This window comes from Kineococcus terrestris (assembly GCF_041020755.1).
In the GTDB taxonomy this organism is placed as follows: Bacteria; Actinomycetota; Actinomycetes; order Actinomycetales; family Kineococcaceae; genus Kineococcus; species Kineococcus terrestris.
This window is the reverse complement of sequence record NZ_JBEUEI010000004.1, coordinates 78892-96298: the sequence shown is the minus strand read 5'-3', so window position 1 is coordinate 96298 and position 17407 is coordinate 78892. Positions and strand designations below refer to the sequence as shown.

Here is a 17407-nt window from a genome sequence, read left to right as displayed (position 1 = left end):
TCACTCGACTATTGGTGGGAGGTGAAGCTGAAGCTGTGTCTTGCCGGTCATCGACCGCTGACGATGTGCAGGGATGCGCCTGTGCACAGCACGGCCTTGGTCAATGGCATGAGCCTGCGATCATCATCCGCTCGCGTCATCTCAGGAGTGACCGTTCTTCAGGCGATCAGGCCGACCGAACCGCGCTGTGAGCGCGCGTGCGCGCAGCGCCCGGCCGGTCTCAGCGGGCATGCTGCCCCGGTGACGCTCCCCCACTCCAGCGGTGCCGGCGACTGGGACGCCACCCGGCTGGTGCGACTGGCCGACCGCATCGAGGAACGTTTCGGTGCTGCTGTCGCTGTTCACCGCTCCGCCGGTGACGCCTCCGTGGAGCTCGTTCCCCGCCAGGGTGCGTGCCGGCTGTACTGGACGGAGTTCGGCGATGAGCTGGTCTTCGGGGTCGGCTCAGGGGCTTGCCGCTGGGAGCTGGGCAAGGGCGACGAGGACCTCGTTTTCATCGAGGCTGTCGTCGAGGCCGTGGTCGCCGGCAGGGTCTGAGAGCTGTCCGGTCCTGCCCGCGCTCAGGTGACGGTGCGCCTGGCCGACGGCAGCCAGGAGCGCACCAGCACCGGTAAGGGGCTGCGCGGGTGTCTGCCCGTGCCGGGATGGAAGCGCCGGGCCCGCCGCGTCGACTACCTGCCGTACGCCTAGAGCGCGGGAGGGGATCTGGCGGCGTCTGGGTCCTGGAGGTGAGCGGGTCCCAGCGCCTGGTTGGTCCACCGCAGAAGTGACCGCTTTCCAGACGGTCGCCGCGCCTGGGTGGCGCCATGACTCGATGTGCGTGTTGGTGATCGACCGCAGTCTTCGCAGGTGCTGGGGCAGGGTGGAGGGGTGCTGACGCGGTTGCACGCTCCCGGTCCACCGCACGTGGAGGTGCCGCGGCTGCGTGCCCTGCTGCACGCCCTGGACGAGCACGAGCACCTGCAGTACCCGACCGGTTTCGACCACGATGCCGTCAGCGCCCGCTTCGAGCAGCTGGTGCGGCAGCTGCAGGTGGCCTTCGCCCACCGCTGCCAGGTGGAGCGCGACTTCCAGGACGCCAGCCACCACGGCCTCATCCGCGTCCCGGCCCAGGCCACGGCCACGGGGCAGCAGCTGGTGCTGGTGGTCAGCAACTTCGCCGACATGGTCGTGTGCGCGGTGGGCAACACCGGCGTGCGAAGCGATGCGCAGACCGATGAGCTCATCGACCCCCGTGACGCCGCCCGGGTGCGTGCGGTGCTGGCCCAACTCGGGTACCTGCTGGTGCCCGAGGACCCGCTGTGGCAGGCCTACGACGGCAGTGGCCCGTTGAGCGCGCGGTACGGGGACGGGCGCACCTGGTACGACCGCTACTTCAGCCACCTGTGAGGGGTGCGAGGCGACGCCACGCCGCCTGTGCACGTCTTAAGGGCGACCCGTCGTGGGACGGCATCACCCGGACGGGCGTACGCCACCTGCTGCGATGGCCCTCGAAGGCGAGGGTGCTGGCGGGAAGGTGTGCCGGTGAGCGCGACAGGCCGAGCCGTTGCCCGTCCTGCCCGCTCCAGCGGCAGGACGCGGCTGCTGTGGGCGGTGCTGGTGGTGCTGCTGGCCGCGGCGGCTTTCCCCGCCTGGCTGGGCCGCTGGCCCCAGGACGCGGGGGAGACCTACGACGCCACGGGCTTGTGGATCGGCACGGCCAGCATGGTGGCCATCGCCACCGTGCTGGGCACCTGGCGCGTGGGGGTGTGGGTGGGTCCTCTGCTGGCCCTGGTCGCTTTCACCGTGACCATGACCTGGGTCGTCATGAGCACCGGGGACGACCCGCAGACACCCCTTGCGGTTGCCGTCTTCTTCGTCGTCGCTGCCATGGGCATCAGCGTGCTGGCCGCTGTGACCGCCGCCGTGCGCTACCTGCTGCTGCAACGGCGCCGCAGCCACTGAGCACAGCCAGCCGGCCAGCTCAGCTGGCCATCGCAGAAGCGACCGTTCGAGAGACGCAGCGCGAGGAGGAAGCTTGGGTGACTTCGACGGTGAGTCCGTCTACCGGCGCTCCTCACCCAGGACGCCGAAGGGGTCTTCCAACACGGCGTCCTCGTCCTCCCGGGCGTGACGGACCACCTCCAGGAAGGACAGAGTGGGCTCCAGCCCAGGTGCGTCATCGAGCACGGGCAATTGAGGTCCGTGCAGGATCTCGCGGACCGCTGACTCCGGGTCGTGCACCCGCACAACGGCGTCGTCCTCGGTGTCCTGCGGCCAGGCGGTGAGGTAACCCTCCCGGCCGTGGCGCAGCAAGGCCTCGACATCGGTGATGACGTAGTCCCAGCGGGCCAGCACGGACAGCACCGGGGCCTCGCCCACCGACGGGTCCACGACGGGGCCCTCGTCGAGCTCCCCGTCCTCCCCGTCCTCCCCGTCCTCCCCGTCCTCCTCGTTCCGTCCACCGGCGCGCACCGGGAACGAGCCGCACCAGGCGAACTCCGCCTCGGTGAAGGCGTCGACCGCACGTTGCACGCCCTCGGCCGAGGCGAAGTAGGCGGGCAGTTCGCGCTGGCGACCGCCGCGCTGCGCCGTCAGGTCCACGTGAGCGGTGACGGCGGCGATGAGCTCCTGGGCGCGTCGGCGGTAGTCAGCCAGGGCCTCCTGCGTCCACATGCCGTCCGAGGTGCAGGCGCTGTCTGATCTTGCCGCGTCTGCGCTCTCGGCCGCGTCATCATCCGCCACGACAGCACCGTACGGCCCGCCGAGCACGCCGAGGCAGACCAACTGCCGCGCCACGCCCGCAGCCGTAAGCGTGCGCTCAGGGCCTGACCAGGTCCGCTCAGAAGCGACCGTCTGCGCGAAGGCGGCTGCGCTCCACTGCGCGATCAGCATGTGCGCGGACTGTTCAGGTCCCCGGCTCCCCAGGTGCCGACCCGGCGGCGTCTTGAACGCGTTCCAGCACCCAGTCGATGCGCTCGGCCGGTGCGATCGCCCACTCCAGGACAGCCGACGGGGTCCTCAGCTGGACGACTCGCGCCCCTGGAGCGACCAGCAGCACTTCGGCGCCGCGCACCTGGCGCGGCAGCGCCGCGTCCACCGCTTGGACCGCGAAGGTGATCGGACGCCGGCGCAGGAAGCGCAGCCCACCGACGGTGTGGGCGAAGGTGACCTGCCCCGGGTGCAGGGTCGCCACACCGGGGCGCCACCGCCTCGCCAGCCCGTCCTGGTGCCCGTCCACGACGCGCAAGCTGCACTCCAGCCGATCACCGGCGGCCAGGCGCTGAGCCACCCGCCGGGTGACCACCGTGCCGACCCAGACGTTCAGCGGTGCGCCGACCAGGACGATGACCGCGGCCATGAGCGCGACGGTGAGCCCGGTGCCCTGCGAGGCTCCGAACAACCACGCGACGCCCTGCACGAGCACCAGCGTCAGGGCGAACGCCAGGAGGGCGCCGAGCAGGACCACGGCGGCGAAGCGCAGTGGTCTGCGTGTGCGCCGGGCCTGGGGTGCCGTTGAGCTGTCGCGGTGCTCAGCCACGCTGGACACCCTGTCGCATCTGCTGCGTCGCCACCTCGGGCTGCAGAGCGAGCTGGGCCATCTGGGTGGGGCCTACAAGACCGAGCAAGTCCGCACGACACCAGCCCACCGGCCATTCGGTGGCGTCGTCAGAGGGCACTACGCCGGGACATCCGGCGCTCACCTAGGCCATCTCGGAAGTGACCCATTACGAGACGCCTCAATCGCTTCCAGCCTCACGACAGCGAAGTCGTTTGCCCTCCTTGACGCTCGTGCTTGCGTCGGATCCACCAGGCGCTGAGGTAGAAGACGGCGACCGGCGACCAGCCTGCGGCCATCAGCCAGTCGTGCCATCGAGGAGAGTGGAAGACGCCGACCCATCCTGCAGCGGCCAGCACGAGGCACAGGATGCCCAGCGCCAGCGCGTAGCCCCGCTTGCCGTTGGTGGACCACCACGGTCGCTTGGCCATGGCATGGAGTCTGCCGAAAAGGGCCCGTGGGGTCAGCGTCGGCGCGCTACAAGGCACCCGTTCGTGTGAGGGCGCGCGTTCGGCGGTCCCGCAGGTCACGGCCTTGAGGGGGTGAAGACCTGCCCTTGATCGTGCGTCGTCCGCCTGGGTGCCATCGCAGAGGCGCTGGTCTCAAGGCAGCCGGAGTGCTCATCGGGTCCAGCACCGTGCAGCGCTCAGCGCGTCCTGACGCTGTGTCAGGTGAATGTCAGCGCCTGACTCGCAGCACTGGCGGCCGTCAGCACCATCGCAGCGACGATCAAGGTGTGTGCGCGTGTCCAGCCCTTGTCCTGGCGGCGCTGGCGCCGGCGGGCATCGAGGAACGCCCAGGCGATGACGCACAGCGCCCCGACCAGGATGAGCGCCGATCCCCAGGTGCCGACCACGACTCGACGCTAGGGGCCACAGCCGGCGGCCGCTGCTTTCCCATGGTCCGTACGGGTGCCGTGGGGTTCGCGCCGGCCCTCGACCTGGGGACATCACGTCGGGGAGGTGCTCAGCGCCCGGTACAAGGTGGCGCGCGAGACACCGATCGCGGCGGCGGCCTCGCTGGTGCTGCGCCCAGCGCCCAGCAGGGAGCGGGCCGCGGCCAGCTTGGCGCCGTCATCACCGGCGGGCGGCCGCCGTGCCGGCCGCGGGCGGCGGCCGCCTGCAGCCCGGCGCTGGTGCGCTCCTTGAGCAGGTCGCGCTCGAACTCACCCAGGGCCCCGAACAGGTGCAGGACCAGGCGGCCGGTGGCGGTGGTGGTGTCGATCGACTCCGTCAGGGAGCGGAAGCCCACCCCACGCCCGTCCAGGTCGTCGATCAGCTGCAGGAGGTGGCGCAGGGAGCGAGCCAGGCGGTCCAGGCGCCACACCACGAGGACGTCACCGGGTCCGAGACGGGCCAGGACGTCGTCCAGGGCCGGGCGCGCGGCCAGGGCGCCAGAGGCGGTGTCGGACCAGACGCGGTAGCAGCCGGCCTGCGTGAGGGCGTCGTGCTGCAGGGCGGGGTCCTGGGCGGTGGTGGACACGCGGGCGTAGCCGAGCAGATGACCGGGCCGCGCAGCCGTGCGCTGGGCGAGTCTCTGGCCAGGGGTGCTGGTGGGTGTGGGGGCGGGCTGGGTGGTGGGCATGGGCGGGACCGTCTCAGAAGCCGCGGCCCCCGCGCTGGTGAGCGGCCGGTTTCGGGCACGGGTTGTGAGACGGCGTGTCGCGGCCCTCGAGCGACCTGGGCGGGGCGTCCCGGAATCGGTCGCTTCTGCGATGCCGGGCCGTCACCACGCAGCGTCACGGCAGGCTTGTTGATCTTCCGCTCATGTCGATGGCCGAGCAGTCCCGTGCGCGCTGGCCCGCCACTTCAAGCTGGTGGCTGAGGCAATCTGTCCTGATGGCACACGGGGTGGTCAAGTGGTTCAAGGCGGACAAGGGCACTGGCGCCATCAGCAGCAGCGAGCTGCCGCCCGGCCGCGATGCCTGGGTGCACTTCAGCATGATCGAAGGCCCGGGTTACCGATCCCTCGAGGCAGGTGAGGCAGTGGAGTTCGACTACGAAGCTGCTCAGCAGGACAGCTTCAACTTCCGTGCCACCAGAGTCCGCCGGCTCGAGCCTCCGCAGCCGGACTGATCCGGCCTGGCGGGGCGGGCGATGCCTCTGGTGCTGTCGTTCTCTCCTGGCCGTCCGAAGATGACGAGTGACCGCTCGGTCATCCCGCGCTCAGTGCACACGGCAGCCACTGAGTACCGCCGCGATCACGATGCCGCTTGGGTCACCGCGTGCAGGAATCGGATGGCGCCCTCGACGCGGCCCTTGAGGCTTCGCAGCAAGGGAAGGTCCATTTTCCCGGCCTCGCCGTGGGTGGCACTGTTGAAGGTGGCGAACAGGCCCAGCACGTCGCTTACATCAGTGTCAACGAAGTCCGCCAGTGCCTCACGATCAGCGCCGGCGCGGGCCAGCAGGTAGTCGATCTTGGCCCGCCGCGTCACTTGGCCTTGCTGGGTACGCAGGGCCGCAGGGTTGGCAGCCAGTACGGCAGCATCGGGCGCGTTGAGGTCGAGCATCTGGACGACGACTTCGCGCGAGCTGGTGCAGAAGTGGCGGGCGGCATCGGGGTTGCGGGGATTGAGGGCGAACAACGCCCCTTGCCAGCGCTGGTCGAGGTCGGGGGAAAGCTGACGCAGCTCATCGGTGATGGTGGTGTCCTCGACCGCGTCGTCATCGGTCTCTGCGGCGCCGAGCAGGGCGTTGGTGGCCCGGGCACTGTTTGCAGCTTCGGCCTCGGCCAGGTCGACCAGGTGCTGTTCGCGCTCGGTCCATCCCCAGGAGTCGGCCTCAGATTCGACGCGACAGTAGGCGCTGTGGAGCGTGACGCTCGAAGACCGCACGGTGGTGTAGCGGGTGGTGGTCGACGAGCGGTTCAACCGGTCAATCTCGCGCTGGAGCCTGACCCGATTGGCCCGAACCCGGCTGTTGTGGGCGCGGATGTCACGGTTGTAGGCGTCGATGGCCCGCTTGTTGTCGCGGTTGACCTTGGCAACGGCCGCGTTGTACTTCTGCACGGCTTGGCGCTGGGCAGACTGCTGTTGGCGGATCATGCTGCGCAGCTGCGCGGGGGTGACCTTGCGGGCCATGCGACCTCCCAGACTCCTGATCTCAGTCCGACTCTAGAAGTGTCCAGGCCGTCACTAGTGACGACACGCCGTAACTAATCCCACATGTAGTGCCTCCCTGCCTATGTATTCCTCTATGTAGTGGTCGGTCATCGCTTTGACTGGTCGACCACTCGACGGCTGCGCACTACGCCATCGTGGTGGACTGCGTCATCGCCGTTCGAGCGGTTGCCCCAATCTTTAGCTGGACAGAGGCCCGACCCACCCATGGTCAACCTCACCCGCGCGGTCATCCCGCGGGCCGCGCTGCGCGGTCGTGGCATCGTGTGGGCGACGTCGCGGTCCGCCGGTAACCACGTGGACGTACCCGCCGCCGTTCACGCTCGACGTCAGGGCCACCGCTCATCGGCCCGTGGCCACAGCAAGCGTCGCCACCACGGACGTCCCTCCAAGTACCGACGCCGCGCCGCCTGAGCCACCGCGGCTGCGTGACCGGCGCCGGCCAGGTCCACAATCTGATCCTCGACCTGGCGAAGGCACGCCTGCGCGGCCTGCTCGTCCTGGTTCGGCCACCACTCCCCGAACGGCGCGTCCCCGGCGAACATGACGTCGTCGTCCAGCCCGTCGTACCAGAAGACGGCCTGCACCTCGGGGTGTCCGATCAGCTGCACGCTCCACTGCCAGCCGTAGGGATTGGGGCCGGCTTCGTGCCGGTGCACCAGGGACAACCGGTCGCTGTGGCGTGCCACGGCATCGTCGATCACCTGATGCAGGCGCGTCACGAACGGGGGTGGGGCATCCCGCCCGCCCGCTGCGGGCTCCTCGATCACCCACCCAGCAAAGCGCGCCACCACCGGCTGCGCGATCGACGTTGCGGCCATGGCGCCCTGCGGGCGCGATCGCTCTCTCGAAAACGGTCACTTGTGCGACACCTAGCTCGGCGCCTGTACCGACTCACCGAGGACGGCACTACCTCAGCGACGCTCCCCCGAGGTCCCACTCCCGCGCCGCTCAGTGCTCGACCTGCGCGACCAAGAGCGCACCATCGAAGCCTTCGCCGGTGCGCCGCACCGGCACCTACCTCCTGAAGCGCTTGATCAGGTAGCTGACCAGCAGGGACAGCACCAGCGCGACGATGACCGCCACGATCAGCGCAGGAACTGCTCCCGGCTCGCGCAGCCCGGTCCTGATGGGCGTGGCCCAGTGCATCGGTGCTCCTGATCCATCAGTGGTGTCGACAGTGCTCCGGCATCGTGCCCGGAGGGTGATCACATCGCGCCCCCAACCGCGGAAGCGGTGGAGGGCAGCCCCCAACCGCGGAAGCGGTGGAGGGCAGCCCGATGGGGAAGCGCGGCCACGCCAGCGTCGCTGGTGAGCGGATCCCTCGCCTTGAGGACGGTCACGTTCGGGGTAGACCAGCCAGGTGCCGCCTTCTCGCACCGGTGCTGCAGCCGGGTGGCGAGCTGCGCGCTCCTCGGCATCCTCGATCCGACAAGGGCTGGCGCGTGCCGGCCCGCCCGGTCCATGCGTGGAGGTCCCGTCGTGAGCCAGCAGTCTGAGCAGTCCTCGCGTGCCGGGCTCTTCGGCCCCGGGGCGTTCTTCAGCCTCATCGGGGTAGCGATCTTCGTCTTCGGCGGCGACCTCAGCGACCTCACACCACGCGGCCTTCCGGTGTGGCTGATCGGTGCCCTCCTGCTCGTCTGCGGCACCGGTCTGATCATCATCGGGCTGCGCCGAGGGCGCGGTTAGCCGTTGGCAGGCGCGCTGCTGTGCCCGTGGACATGAGTGAGGCGCCGCGGCGGCGTCGGAGTGCGCGACGGTCACTTCTGAGGTGGTTGGGTAACGGGTACGCGCCCAGCCGGTGTCGTGCGTGTAGGCGCCCCATGCCGGACGTTTAGCCCGAACGGGTGACCAACGCGCGGCCGAGATCACCAGTCAGGACAATTGCCTGCCACCACTGCGAGCCTGCGGCGGCAACGTCTTGTCGATCGTGCGCACGATCGATCACGGAGGTGACATGTACCCCAAGAAGGCGCTCATCGTGATGGGTGTAGGCGCAGTGGTGGTGGGGCTGCTCACCATCGCGTTGTCGATCGGCTTGTGGACCAACGGCAACCGCAACGCGTGGATCCCCATCGTGGTGATCTTGGGGGTCTGCGCTGTCATGGCCACGGCCTTGGCCTACCGCGTGCGCAAGGACAGGTCGTGAGATCCCTCGCCGAGAGCTACGGCGCCTGGGTCCTCATCCCCGCCGCACTCCTGATCCTGGCCGGCATCTACCTCGCCCGACGAGGCAAGTAGCCGCCGTCAGTCCTAGTGTTGGCGGTGGTCGTGGCGGCAGTCGTGACGCCTCGTGGGCACATCAGGCCGTCCACCCGAGAGCTTCAGCGGTACAGATGCGCTCGGGAGCATCAGGCTCGCTGTGCTCGATCTCGTAGCCACACTCCCCGCACCCTCGGGCCGGGTCGTGCTCGCGCCAGTCGTGGCGGCAGGTCGGGCAGTCCCCGTAGTAGGCCCGCTGGGCCCTGTCCTGCTGCCGGGCAGCCCACCACCGCCTCACTTCTTCCCGCACGCCTGGAGCATGGCAGCGGGCGACCGGCGAAAGCCGGCGAGAGCTCGTGGAAGTCGGTACAGGCGGGTGAGGGCACTCCCCCGCTGTCCCGCGGGTGCGTCAGCTCCTCGTGGTCCCCGTCGCCGGGCGCACGGTGACGGCGGCACTGACGATGCCGTCCGCAGGGCCGGTGATCTGGCCGGTGGGGCCCCACCGCGCGGGTGCCGACAGGGTGAACGAGGCCGCGGCCGGCTTCAGGAGCAGCACGTGCCATCCCTCGACGGCGCCCACCGACCCCCCGGCGGCGTCGAGTTCCGGCTCCGGGTCACCGGGCTGCCCCGCGTACCCGGTGCGGCCGGAGCCGTCCAGCGCCAGGACCAGCAGGCCATCGGCCTCGATGCGTCGTGGCTGCACCAGCAGCGAGGGCCGCCAGATGGTCCGCTCACGCCACAGCTTGCGCTGCACGGCGGGCTGAGCGTCGGGGTCCCAGGCCGCCATCCGGGGGTCGATCAGGTCCACCGCGATGCGGAAGGCGCCACCGCCGGCGACGTGTGCGCTGGCGGCAGCTGAGGCAGTACCCGATCGGCCGTCGAGGCGGACCTGCACCACCGGCGCGGGATCGGCACCGGTGTCGACAGTGACGGCCACCTGCACCGACCACCCCGCACCGGGGGTCGCCGGCCGCGCGTCGTCGACGTCAGTCATGAGTCCTCCCCCACCGCAGCTGCGCCACCTGCACGACCTCGGCATGCTCGAAAAAGGGCCCGTCCCGCTGACCCCTCCCCCGCCACCGGTGACGGCAGCACGGCAATCACGAGCTTGCCCGCGGGTAACGGCACATGCCGCGGTTCAAACGCAGCCACCGCCACATGAGCGGTCGTTCTTGAGATCGCTGTGTCGAGAGGGCCAGGCGTGCGCGTTGGAGCGGCCAAGAGCGGCGAACGTGCAGGACGCTCACCGTCACCCCCGACCGGGCCGCAAGACCGCCTCCGCCGGATCGCTCGGCATGAGGTCCCTGAGCTGGTCGAGCTTGTCGGCGTCCGGGCTGCCCGGTGCCGCCGAGTACACGACCAGGGTCTGGTCGTCGTCGGGCACGGCCAGGCTCTCGCAGTCCAGGGTGAGGCGGCCGACGCCGGGCACGTCGTAGCTCTTGACGTCGCTGTGGCGGTGCTCCACCGGCCGCTGCTCCCACAGGCGGGCGAAGCGGGGCACGCGCGCGCGCAGCTCGTCCACCGTGCGCCGCAGCCGGGCGTCGCGCGGGTAGCGGGCCAGCGCGGCGCGCGCCTGCGCCACGGTGGCGCGGTCCAGCCGCTCCCCCTCCCGCCCCTCCACGACCAGGCGGGAGGTGAAGGTCTCGTCGGCGACGAAGTGCAGCCACAGGTGGGTGCGGCGCGCGGCGGGCACCGCGGACAGGTCCCCCAGCACCGCGGTGGCCAGCTCGTTCCAGGCCAGGACGTCGCCGCGGGCGTTGACCACCATCGCCGGCAGGTCGTGCAGCCGCTCCAGCAGTCGCCGCACGGAGGGGCGCACGACGTCGCTGATGCCGTCGGCGCCGGGCGGGACGCTCCCGGCCAGGGTGAACAGGTGCTCGGTCTCCGCCGGCGACAGGCGCAGCGCCGCTCCCAGCGCCGAGAGCACCGAGGAGGACGGGCGCGGCCCGCGCCCCTGCTCCAACCGCACGACGTAGTCCACCGACAGCCCGGCGAGCTGGGCGACCTCCTCCCGCCGGAGTCCCGGGGTGCGCCTACGGGTCGACCCGGTCGACGCTCCGCCGGCCGGTCCGTTCCGCAGGCCCGCGTCGGCTGGTGCCAGGCGCTCGCGCCACTGCCGCACCGCCGCCGCCAGCTCGCCGACATCACCTCGGGTCACAGGTGCGAGTGTGCCCGGCGGGAAGCGGGCGGGCCTTCGCAGCTTTCCGGGCGGCCAGCGTTCGGCCGAGCGGCAGCCTGGTACTGCCGGTCCTGGGCGAGAGCGTGCCTGGCACGCGGGCCGCCCGGGCGCCACGGTGGAGGACGTGACCACCGTTCTGATCACCGGAGCTTCCCGCGGCATGGGTGCCCACACCGCCCGCGAGCTCGCCGCCGGCGGGGCGAGCGTCTTCGCCGGCGCCCGCCGCCCCGAGCAGCTGGCCGCACGGCTGCACCAGGACGCTGCGCCCGGCGACATCCGCCCGATCGCGCTGGACGTCACCGACGACGCCTCGGTGGCCGCGGCTGCCGCGCAGGTCGAAGGGGCCGTCGGCGCCCTGGACGTCCTGATCAACAACGCCGGCGTCCCCGGCACCTGGGCGCCGGCCGCCGAGGTCGGCCCGGACGACTTCGCCGACGTCCTGGCGACCAACCTGCTCGGAGCCGTTCGCGTGACCCGGGCGTTCCTGCCGCTGCTGCGTCGCGGGTCGAGCCCACGGCTGGTGATGGTCTCCTCAGGGATGGGCTCCCTGACCCTGCAGAGCACCGACGCGGTGTACGCCGACATCGCCCACCTGCCCTACCCCGCGTCCAAAGCCGCCCTGAACATGCTCACCGTGCAGTACGCCAAAGCCCTGCCGGGGATCTCGGTGACCGCGGTGGACCCCGGACTGACGGCCACCGAGTTCACCGGCGGCACCGGGCACAGCGTGGCCGAGGGCGCGCAGGCCATCGTGACCGCGGCCCTGGACACCAGCGGGACCACCGGCCGGTTCGTGGACCGCCACGGCCGCGCCCCGTGGTGACACCCGATAGGTGCCACCGCGCGAGCCGGTGGACGAGCGAGCCGCGAACACGCGTCCGCAGGGATCAGTCGTCGTGCACCAGCGTCACCGCGTGCGCGAGGAGGTCGCGCGGGTCCTGCACGGACGTGGTGCAGGGGTTCAAGCTGAGGGTGAAGCGCGAACCGCCCGCTGGAGCGGGCTGGTAGGTGAGGTCACCGCCGTTGACGTTGGCCAGCTCTCGGGCGATGTAGAGCCCCAGTCCGGTGCCCTTCTGGTCCGCCGCGGTGCCGGTGGTGGCGCGGGCGAAACGCTCGAACAGGCGCGGCACGAACTCCTGGGGAACTCCCTCTCCGGCGTCGATGACGTCCAGGACGACCTGGTCCCCTCGGCGGCGGGCGCTCAGGCGCACCGGTGGGGCACCGTACTTGAAGGCGTTGGCCACCAGGTTGGTCAGAACCTGCTGCAGGTGTCCCCGGTCGGCCAGGACGGTGAGGTCCTGCATCCCGGTGGTGTCCACGAGCGGGGCCTGCACTCCGAGGCGGTCCACGACGTCGGCGACCAGGGCGGGCAGGTGCACCCGCGCGGTGCGCGGCGCCGGGGCGCCAGCGTCCAGCTGGGCCATCGTGAGGATGTCCTCCAGCAGGTCGTTGGCCCAGCGCCCGGCCCGGTGGATGCGGCCCAGGTACTGCCGCTTGTCGTCCTCGCCGACCTGGTCCCACTCCTCCAGCAGCAGCTCGGCGAAGCCGGTGGTGGTCGACAGCGGCTGGCGCAGGTCGTGGCTGAGGGTGGCGACCAGGTCGTCCTTGAGGCGGTTGGCCTCGCGCAGCTGCTCGTTGGAGGCAGCGAGAGCGGCCTGGTCGCGCATGCGCTCGGACAGGTCGCGGACCAGGGTGAGCGTGGCCCGGCCCCCGGCGTCGGGCAGTGGCACGGTGGTCACCTCCACGGGCACGCTGCTGCCGTCGGCGTGGCGCAGCTCGGTGACCAGCGAGGCGGTGGCACCGAGCTGGCCGGGGGCGAAGGCGCGCCGAGCGGACCACGCCTCCTGCTCGGCCTCGGTGACCAGCAGCAGCGACGTGGGCAGGGCCAGCAGGGCGGGGGTGCGCCGCCCGATCAGGCGGGCCAGGGCGTCGTTGGCGTAGGTGATCTGGTCCTCGTGCTCGACCAGGACGCCTTCTCCCAGGTCGCTGAGGGCCCGCAGCAGACGGGCCGACACGTCGCGCTGGCCGCGCACCGCCGCCTCGGCGGCCACCCGGGCGCTGATGTCGATCAGCTGGGTGGCCAGGTACAGCGGCTGCCCCTGCTTGTCGGTCACCACGGCGGTGGAGACCTGGGTGTGCACGACGTGCCCGTCGCGGTGCAGGTGGCGCACCTGACCGCCCGAGGCGGAGGCAACCCCGGTCCGGGTTCCCCGGTGGGCGGCGATGAACTCGCGCACGGCCCTCTGGCGCACGACCAGGTCGTCCGGGTGCACGACCTGTGGCCAGGACCGCCCGACCAGGTCCGCCGCGTCGTAGCCGAGCATCGCAGCGGCGGCGGAGTTGACGCGCAGCACGGTGCCGGTCAGGTCGAGGTGGACGTTGCCCACCATCGAGGCGTCGAACGCCGCTCCCAGCAGGTCCGCCTGCTCGTCGGCTCGCGCCCTGGCGGCTTGCAGCTCCCGGCGCAGGGCGCGGTCATCGCTGACGTCGGTCATCGCCACCACCGCACCCAGGGGCGTGCCGTCGGCGCGACCCATCCTGCGTCCCGAGCACGTCACGGTCACCGCCGGGCGCCCGGCGGGGGCGATCACCATCTCGGCGCCGGTGACCGAGCCGGTGCGCATGACCTGCGCCAGCGGGACCTGGTGCGCCTCGAGGGCGGTGGTGCCGTCGGCGCCGTACAGGTCGTAGCGGCCGGCGTGCTCTGCGGGGTCGAGGCTCGCATCGGCCTCCAGGCCGTGCCAGGCTTGCGCGGCGCGGTTGAACAGCGCTAGGCGACCGTCGGCGTCGGCGACGACGATGCCGACCTCGACCGACTCCAGCACCGCCTGGGCCAGCTCCCCGCGCAGCTCCGCCTCGGCCCTGGCCGCCACGGCCTGGCGGTGGGCCCGCTCGGCCAGGGCGCGCTGCTCCTCGGCGATGATCCGCTGGGTGTCCGCCTCACGCGCCGAGCGTTCACTGGCGGCGGTGGACAGCTCCATCCTGGCCAGCAGGACGTCGCGTTCGTCGCGGCCCATGGCCAGCGCCAGACCCAGGACAGCCAGCACGGTGACGTACAGCTGCACCACGACGGCACGGGTGGCGTCATCGGCGATCGTCGCGAAAGGACCGGCGCCGGCCAGGGTCAGCAGCACGGCCGCCACGCCCATGACCAGGTCGTGGACCAGCACGATGGTGGTGTCGAAGCGCAGCGCGATCCACGCCGACAACGCGATCAGCGGGAAGGCGACCGGCAGGTGCTCGAAGACCCCGAAGACCAGCGCGTAGGCCAGCACCGAGCACGCCAGGGCCGCAGTCAGCTCGATCACCTGGCCGCCCCGCGGCCAGCGCACCGGAGCCACCACGGCGTGCCCCGTCGGGTCACCGACGTCCGGAGACGTGTTCGGGAAGGTGTCGGAGGAGGTGCTGGAGGAGGCGTCGCGGCGGGCGCTGACCAGGCAGCCGACGCGGAAGGCGGTGGCGGCGATGAGCAGGATGCTGGCGGTGTTGCGCGTCATCCACACCAGCGCCGTCAGCCACGACCAATGCCCTGTCAACACCCACACCGAGGTCGGCCCCAGCAGGGCCCCGGCGCCGGTGGCCAGCACGGCCGCGGCCAGCAGGCGCATCAGCTGCGCCACCCCGGTGAGCGGTTCGCGGCCTCCCGCGCCCCAAGCGCTGGGGCACCACCGGGAGAACAGCACCCCGAAGGTCCCGACCTGCGCGAGATTGGCGCCGACGAAGCAGGCCGCCAGCGCCGGTGACGCCCCCGTCAGGGCGTTGAGGACGAACGTCGCCACCGAGAGGAGTCCCACGTCCAGCCACCGCGTCCGGGCACGGCGCTGAACGGCGAACCACACCACGGCAACCCCGGCGGCCGGCCACACCAAGCTCAAGCTGGTGCCGTCCATCACCGTCGTCCGACCCAGGAACACCGCTACGCAGAACACCGCCGCGAACGCGGCGCTGCGCAGTACCGCGCCGGTCGTGGGCGCGGTCCGGACGCCTGGACGGGTCGTCCGGCCAGGCGATGAGGCACGGGCAGCAGACACGGTGAGCCTCCTCAACGCGCGGCGCGACCGGCGGGCCGGGTGTCCGGTGGGGACCCGGTCACGCTGAGGGATCGGCTGTCAGGACGTTGGGCTCAAGGGGTGTCATCCGTACGGCGCAGCGTGCAGGGCGTACGGGCCGTGCAGGTGCCCACGGCGGTCGTCCGGGCCGGCACGCGGCTACGTCGGGTCAGGACTCGGAGCGCGGTGGACGACGGTGGCGTCGCGGCCGCCCTGCTTGCCCCGGTACAGGGCCTCGTCGGCGCGGGCGACGACGTCCTCGGCCCGCAGCCCCGGCTGCCACTGGGCGATGCCCACGGTGCACGACTGCCCGTGCGGCACGGCCGCGCGGATGCGGTCGGCGACCGCTACCGCGGCCTCGGCCGTGCACCCGGGCAGTGCCAGGACGAACTCTTCCCCGCCCCAGCGCGCCAACGTGTCCACCTCGCGCAGGCAGCCGGCGGCAACGACGGCGAACTCGCGCAGCAGGTCATCCCCGCCCAGGTGCCCGTGGGTGTCGTTGTAGGCCTTGAAGTGGTCCAGGTCGAGCAGGGCCACGCTCAGCGGCGCGCCGCTGCGCGCGGCGCGGGCCACCTCCCCGGCGATCGCCTCGTCCCAGCGGCGCCGGTTGGCGAGCCCCGTCAGGGCGTCGCGCTCGGCGGCCTGCGCCAGACGCTGCAGCAGGTCGGCGCGCTCGACGGCGTGGGCCACCTCCCCGGACAGGGTTTGCAGCACCGGCAGGAGGTGGTCGGGCAGTTCGGGCAGCGGCGTGCGCCAGAACACGCCCAGGACACCGACGGTCTGCTTCCCCGACAGCACCACCGGCTGCCAGACCCCGGAGACCACGCCGCTGGCGTCGACGTGCCGCTGGGAGGCCAGCGGGTGGGTCCTGACGTCGGCGACGAAGACCTGCGTGGTGGAGGCGAAGCACGTCCCGGCCAGCGACGAGGCCGTGGAGGGGTAGAAGACGTCCTCGACGTCCAGGCCGCAGGTGGCCACCGCCTGCAGCCCGTCGACGCCCTCGAACGTGCGGGGGCGCAGCAGGTACGCCGCGTCGGCATCGGCCAGGTCCCGCAGCACCGCGCAAACGAGCTCCTGGGGTTCGTGCGCAGCGGCCAGGGCGCGGGAGGCGTCGGCCAGGGCCTGCACCCGGCGGGTGTGCTCCTCCAAGGCCGCGTGGGCCTGCTCGATGGCCGCGCGGGCTCGCGCTGTCTCCGCGTGGGCCCGCGCCAGGGCGCGTTCGCGGTCGCGTTCAGCCGTGACGTCGTTCAAGGCCACCACCGCACCCAGGGCAGTGCCGTCGGCCCGGCTCATCGCACGGCCCGAGCAGATCAGGGTGCGTGGTGACCGGCCGGGGGTGCTCAGGACGACTTCCGCGTCCTGGACGCTCCCCTCGCGCAGGGCCCGCGACCACGGCAGCTCGTGCGCGCTCAGCGCGGTCGCGCCATCAGCGGCCAGGAAGGTGGGCTGACCGGTGCCGGACGAGTGCTGCCACTGGCGCATGGCCCGGTTCAGCGAGCTGACCTGCCCGTCGGCGTCGACGGCGACGAGGCCGGTGTCGATGGTCTCGGCGACGACCTCGCTCAGCTCCCAGCGCGCCTCGGACTCGGCCATCGCCAGGACCGCCAGCTGGCGGGCTTCGACGGCCTGCTGGTGCTGTTCGGCCTCCCGGCGAGCCTGGCGGCGCCGCTCGAACAGCGCGACCAGCACTCCGGCCAAGTCCTCCAGGACGGCCAGCTGCTGCCCACTGAGCCGTCCGGGAGCGGTGTCGAAGACGCACAGGGAGCCCAGCGCGTACCCGGTCGGGGTGACCAGCGGCGCCGAGGCGTAGAAGCGGACACGGGCGAGACGACCGTCCACCCACGGGTTGGTGATGTAGCGGGGGTCCTTCGAGGCGTCCGGGACGTGCACGACGTCGCCGTCCTGGAAGTGCAGGGCGCACATCGAGTCCGAGCGCGCCGAGTCCGCGCCCTCGAAGCCGACAGTGGTCAGCTGGCACTGGCGGTTCTCGTCGATGAGGTTGAGCGTGGCGTGCGGCACACCGGCGACCACCGCGGCGGCGCGCACCACCGCGGAGAGCTCGTCGTCGGCGGGAGTGTCCAGCAGGCCGTACTCGTGCAGTGCCGCGATGCGCGCCGCTTCCGTCGAGCTGGGCTGCGTCGAACCGGCTGCTCCCGCCCGGGTGGGCGGCGGCGCCGTGAGGACACCGACCACCGGTTCTTGCAGCTCCGCCTGCGCCAGGGCGAGCCAGTCGTCGCGGTTCACCCTCGCAGCCATCGGCTGTCGCGCGCACGGCCTTGAACCTCCGAGGACGTCGATGTCGACGGGGTGCCCCTCGTAGG

19 protein-coding genes and 1 pseudogene are annotated in these 17407 nt (G+C 71.8%); 8 read left to right on the top strand and 12 right to left on the bottom strand.

Translation table 11 applies throughout. The features are described from left to right. Window positions 1–21 precede the first annotated feature (21 nt). From AB8M62_RS04170 to AB8M62_RS04155, 4 genes are all read left to right on the top strand, one after another. The gene (locus AB8M62_RS04170) at window positions 22–537 is read left to right on the top strand and encodes a hypothetical protein (RefSeq protein ID WP_369068720.1); all 516 of its coding nucleotides are present in this window, start codon (window positions 22–24) and stop codon (window positions 535–537) included. Window positions 538–564: 27 nt separating this feature from the next. After that, window positions 565–690, top strand: coding sequence for a hypothetical protein (locus AB8M62_RS04165; protein WP_369068719.1), 126 nt, complete (start codon window positions 565–567; stop codon window positions 688–690). 180 nt (window positions 691–870) lie between these two features. Beyond that, window positions 871–1389 carry a hypothetical protein gene (locus AB8M62_RS04160; RefSeq protein ID WP_369068718.1) on the top strand — a complete coding sequence of 173 codons (519 nt, stop codon included), beginning with the start codon at window positions 871–873 and terminating at the stop codon, window positions 1387–1389. Between the two features lie 135 nt (window positions 1390–1524). Next, window positions 1525–1944: a hypothetical protein gene (locus AB8M62_RS04155; protein ID WP_369068717.1), complete on the top strand. Its 420-nt coding sequence runs from the start codon at window positions 1525–1527 to the stop codon at window positions 1942–1944. Window positions 1945–2043: 99 nt separating this feature from the next. Here AB8M62_RS04155 and AB8M62_RS04150 read toward each other — a convergent pair whose 3' ends face one another. From AB8M62_RS04150 to AB8M62_RS04130, 5 genes and pseudogenes are all read right to left on the bottom strand, one after another. After that, window positions 2044–2724 (bottom strand): hypothetical protein, encoded by a 681-nt coding sequence (locus AB8M62_RS04150; RefSeq protein ID WP_369068716.1) that lies wholly within the window; start codon window positions 2722–2724, stop codon window positions 2044–2046. A 163-nt stretch (window positions 2725–2887) separates the two neighbouring features. Then, the gene (locus tag AB8M62_RS04145) at window positions 2888–3448 is read right to left on the bottom strand and encodes a hypothetical protein (protein WP_369054872.1); all 561 of its coding nucleotides are present in this window, start codon (window positions 3446–3448) and stop codon (window positions 2888–2890) included. Window positions 3449–3735: 287 nt separating this feature from the next. Further along, window positions 3736–3969 (bottom strand): hypothetical protein, encoded by a 234-nt coding sequence (locus tag AB8M62_RS04140; RefSeq protein ID WP_369054871.1) that lies wholly within the window; start codon window positions 3967–3969, stop codon window positions 3736–3738. A gap of 236 nt (window positions 3970–4205) precedes the next feature. After that, the gene (locus AB8M62_RS04135) at window positions 4206–4394 is read right to left on the bottom strand and encodes a hypothetical protein (RefSeq protein WP_369054869.1); all 189 of its coding nucleotides are present in this window, start codon (window positions 4392–4394) and stop codon (window positions 4206–4208) included. Window positions 4395–4487: 93 nt separating this feature from the next. Then, window positions 4488–5038, bottom strand: a pseudogene (locus AB8M62_RS04130) (recombinase family protein). A 272-nt stretch (window positions 5039–5310) separates the two neighbouring features. On the opposite strand from AB8M62_RS04130, the gene AB8M62_RS04125 reads away from it, so the two are divergent. Next, window positions 5311–5613, top strand: a complete 303-nt coding sequence (locus AB8M62_RS04125; RefSeq protein ID WP_369054867.1) for a cold-shock protein — start codon at window positions 5311–5313, stop codon at window positions 5611–5613. A 125-nt stretch (window positions 5614–5738) separates the two neighbouring features. Here the strand turns inward: AB8M62_RS04125 and AB8M62_RS04120 are convergent, their stop codons facing one another. The 3 genes from AB8M62_RS04120 to AB8M62_RS04110 form a co-directional block, all read right to left on the bottom strand. Beyond that, window positions 5739–6617: a pPIWI-associating nuclease domain-containing protein gene (locus tag AB8M62_RS04120; RefSeq protein WP_369054866.1), complete on the bottom strand. Its 879-nt coding sequence runs from the start codon at window positions 6615–6617 to the stop codon at window positions 5739–5741. Between the two features lie 368 nt (window positions 6618–6985). Next, entirely contained in the window at window positions 6986–7477 is a 492-nt protein-coding gene (locus AB8M62_RS04115) for a hypothetical protein (protein ID WP_369068715.1), read from the bottom strand. 196 nt (window positions 7478–7673) lie between these two features. Beyond that, the gene (locus AB8M62_RS04110) at window positions 7674–7805 is read right to left on the bottom strand and encodes a hypothetical protein (RefSeq protein WP_369054863.1); all 132 of its coding nucleotides are present in this window, start codon (window positions 7803–7805) and stop codon (window positions 7674–7676) included. A 333-nt stretch (window positions 7806–8138) separates the two neighbouring features. Here AB8M62_RS04110 and AB8M62_RS04105 point away from each other — a divergent pair, with 333 nt between their 5' ends. Next, a complete protein-coding gene (locus tag AB8M62_RS04105) occupies window positions 8139–8345 on the top strand; it encodes a hypothetical protein (protein WP_369054861.1) in 207 nt (68 codons plus the stop codon). Window positions 8346–8613: 268 nt separating this feature from the next. Further along, a complete protein-coding gene (locus tag AB8M62_RS04100) occupies window positions 8614–8805 on the top strand; it encodes a hypothetical protein (RefSeq protein WP_369054859.1) in 192 nt (63 codons plus the stop codon). Window positions 8806–9267: 462 nt separating this feature from the next. Here AB8M62_RS04100 and AB8M62_RS04095 read toward each other — a convergent pair whose 3' ends face one another. Together AB8M62_RS04095 and AB8M62_RS04090 are read right to left on the bottom strand one after the other, a co-directional pair. Continuing rightward, window positions 9268–9852 (bottom strand): hypothetical protein, encoded by a 585-nt coding sequence (locus AB8M62_RS04095; RefSeq protein ID WP_369068714.1) that lies wholly within the window; start codon window positions 9850–9852, stop codon window positions 9268–9270. Between the two features lie 255 nt (window positions 9853–10107). Beyond that, window positions 10108–11016: a helix-turn-helix transcriptional regulator gene (locus AB8M62_RS04090; RefSeq protein WP_369054856.1), complete on the bottom strand. Its 909-nt coding sequence runs from the start codon at window positions 11014–11016 to the stop codon at window positions 10108–10110. A 145-nt stretch (window positions 11017–11161) separates the two neighbouring features. Here AB8M62_RS04090 and AB8M62_RS04085 point away from each other — a divergent pair, with 145 nt between their 5' ends. Continuing rightward, the gene (locus AB8M62_RS04085; RefSeq protein ID WP_369054855.1) at window positions 11162–11860 is read left to right on the top strand and encodes an SDR family NAD(P)-dependent oxidoreductase; all 699 of its coding nucleotides are present in this window, start codon (window positions 11162–11164) and stop codon (window positions 11858–11860) included. A 64-nt stretch (window positions 11861–11924) separates the two neighbouring features. Here AB8M62_RS04085 and AB8M62_RS04080 read toward each other — a convergent pair whose 3' ends face one another. Next, complete coding sequence (locus tag AB8M62_RS04080) at window positions 11925–14831, bottom strand: PAS domain S-box protein (protein WP_369054853.1); 2907 nt, start codon at window positions 14829–14831, stop codon at window positions 11925–11927. Window positions 14832–15245: 414 nt separating this feature from the next. Beyond that, on the bottom strand, window positions 15246–17330 hold the full coding sequence (locus tag AB8M62_RS04075; protein WP_369054852.1) for a diguanylate cyclase domain-containing protein: 2085 nt from the start codon (window positions 17328–17330) through the stop codon (window positions 15246–15248). Between the last annotated feature and the right edge of the window lie 77 nt (window positions 17331–17407).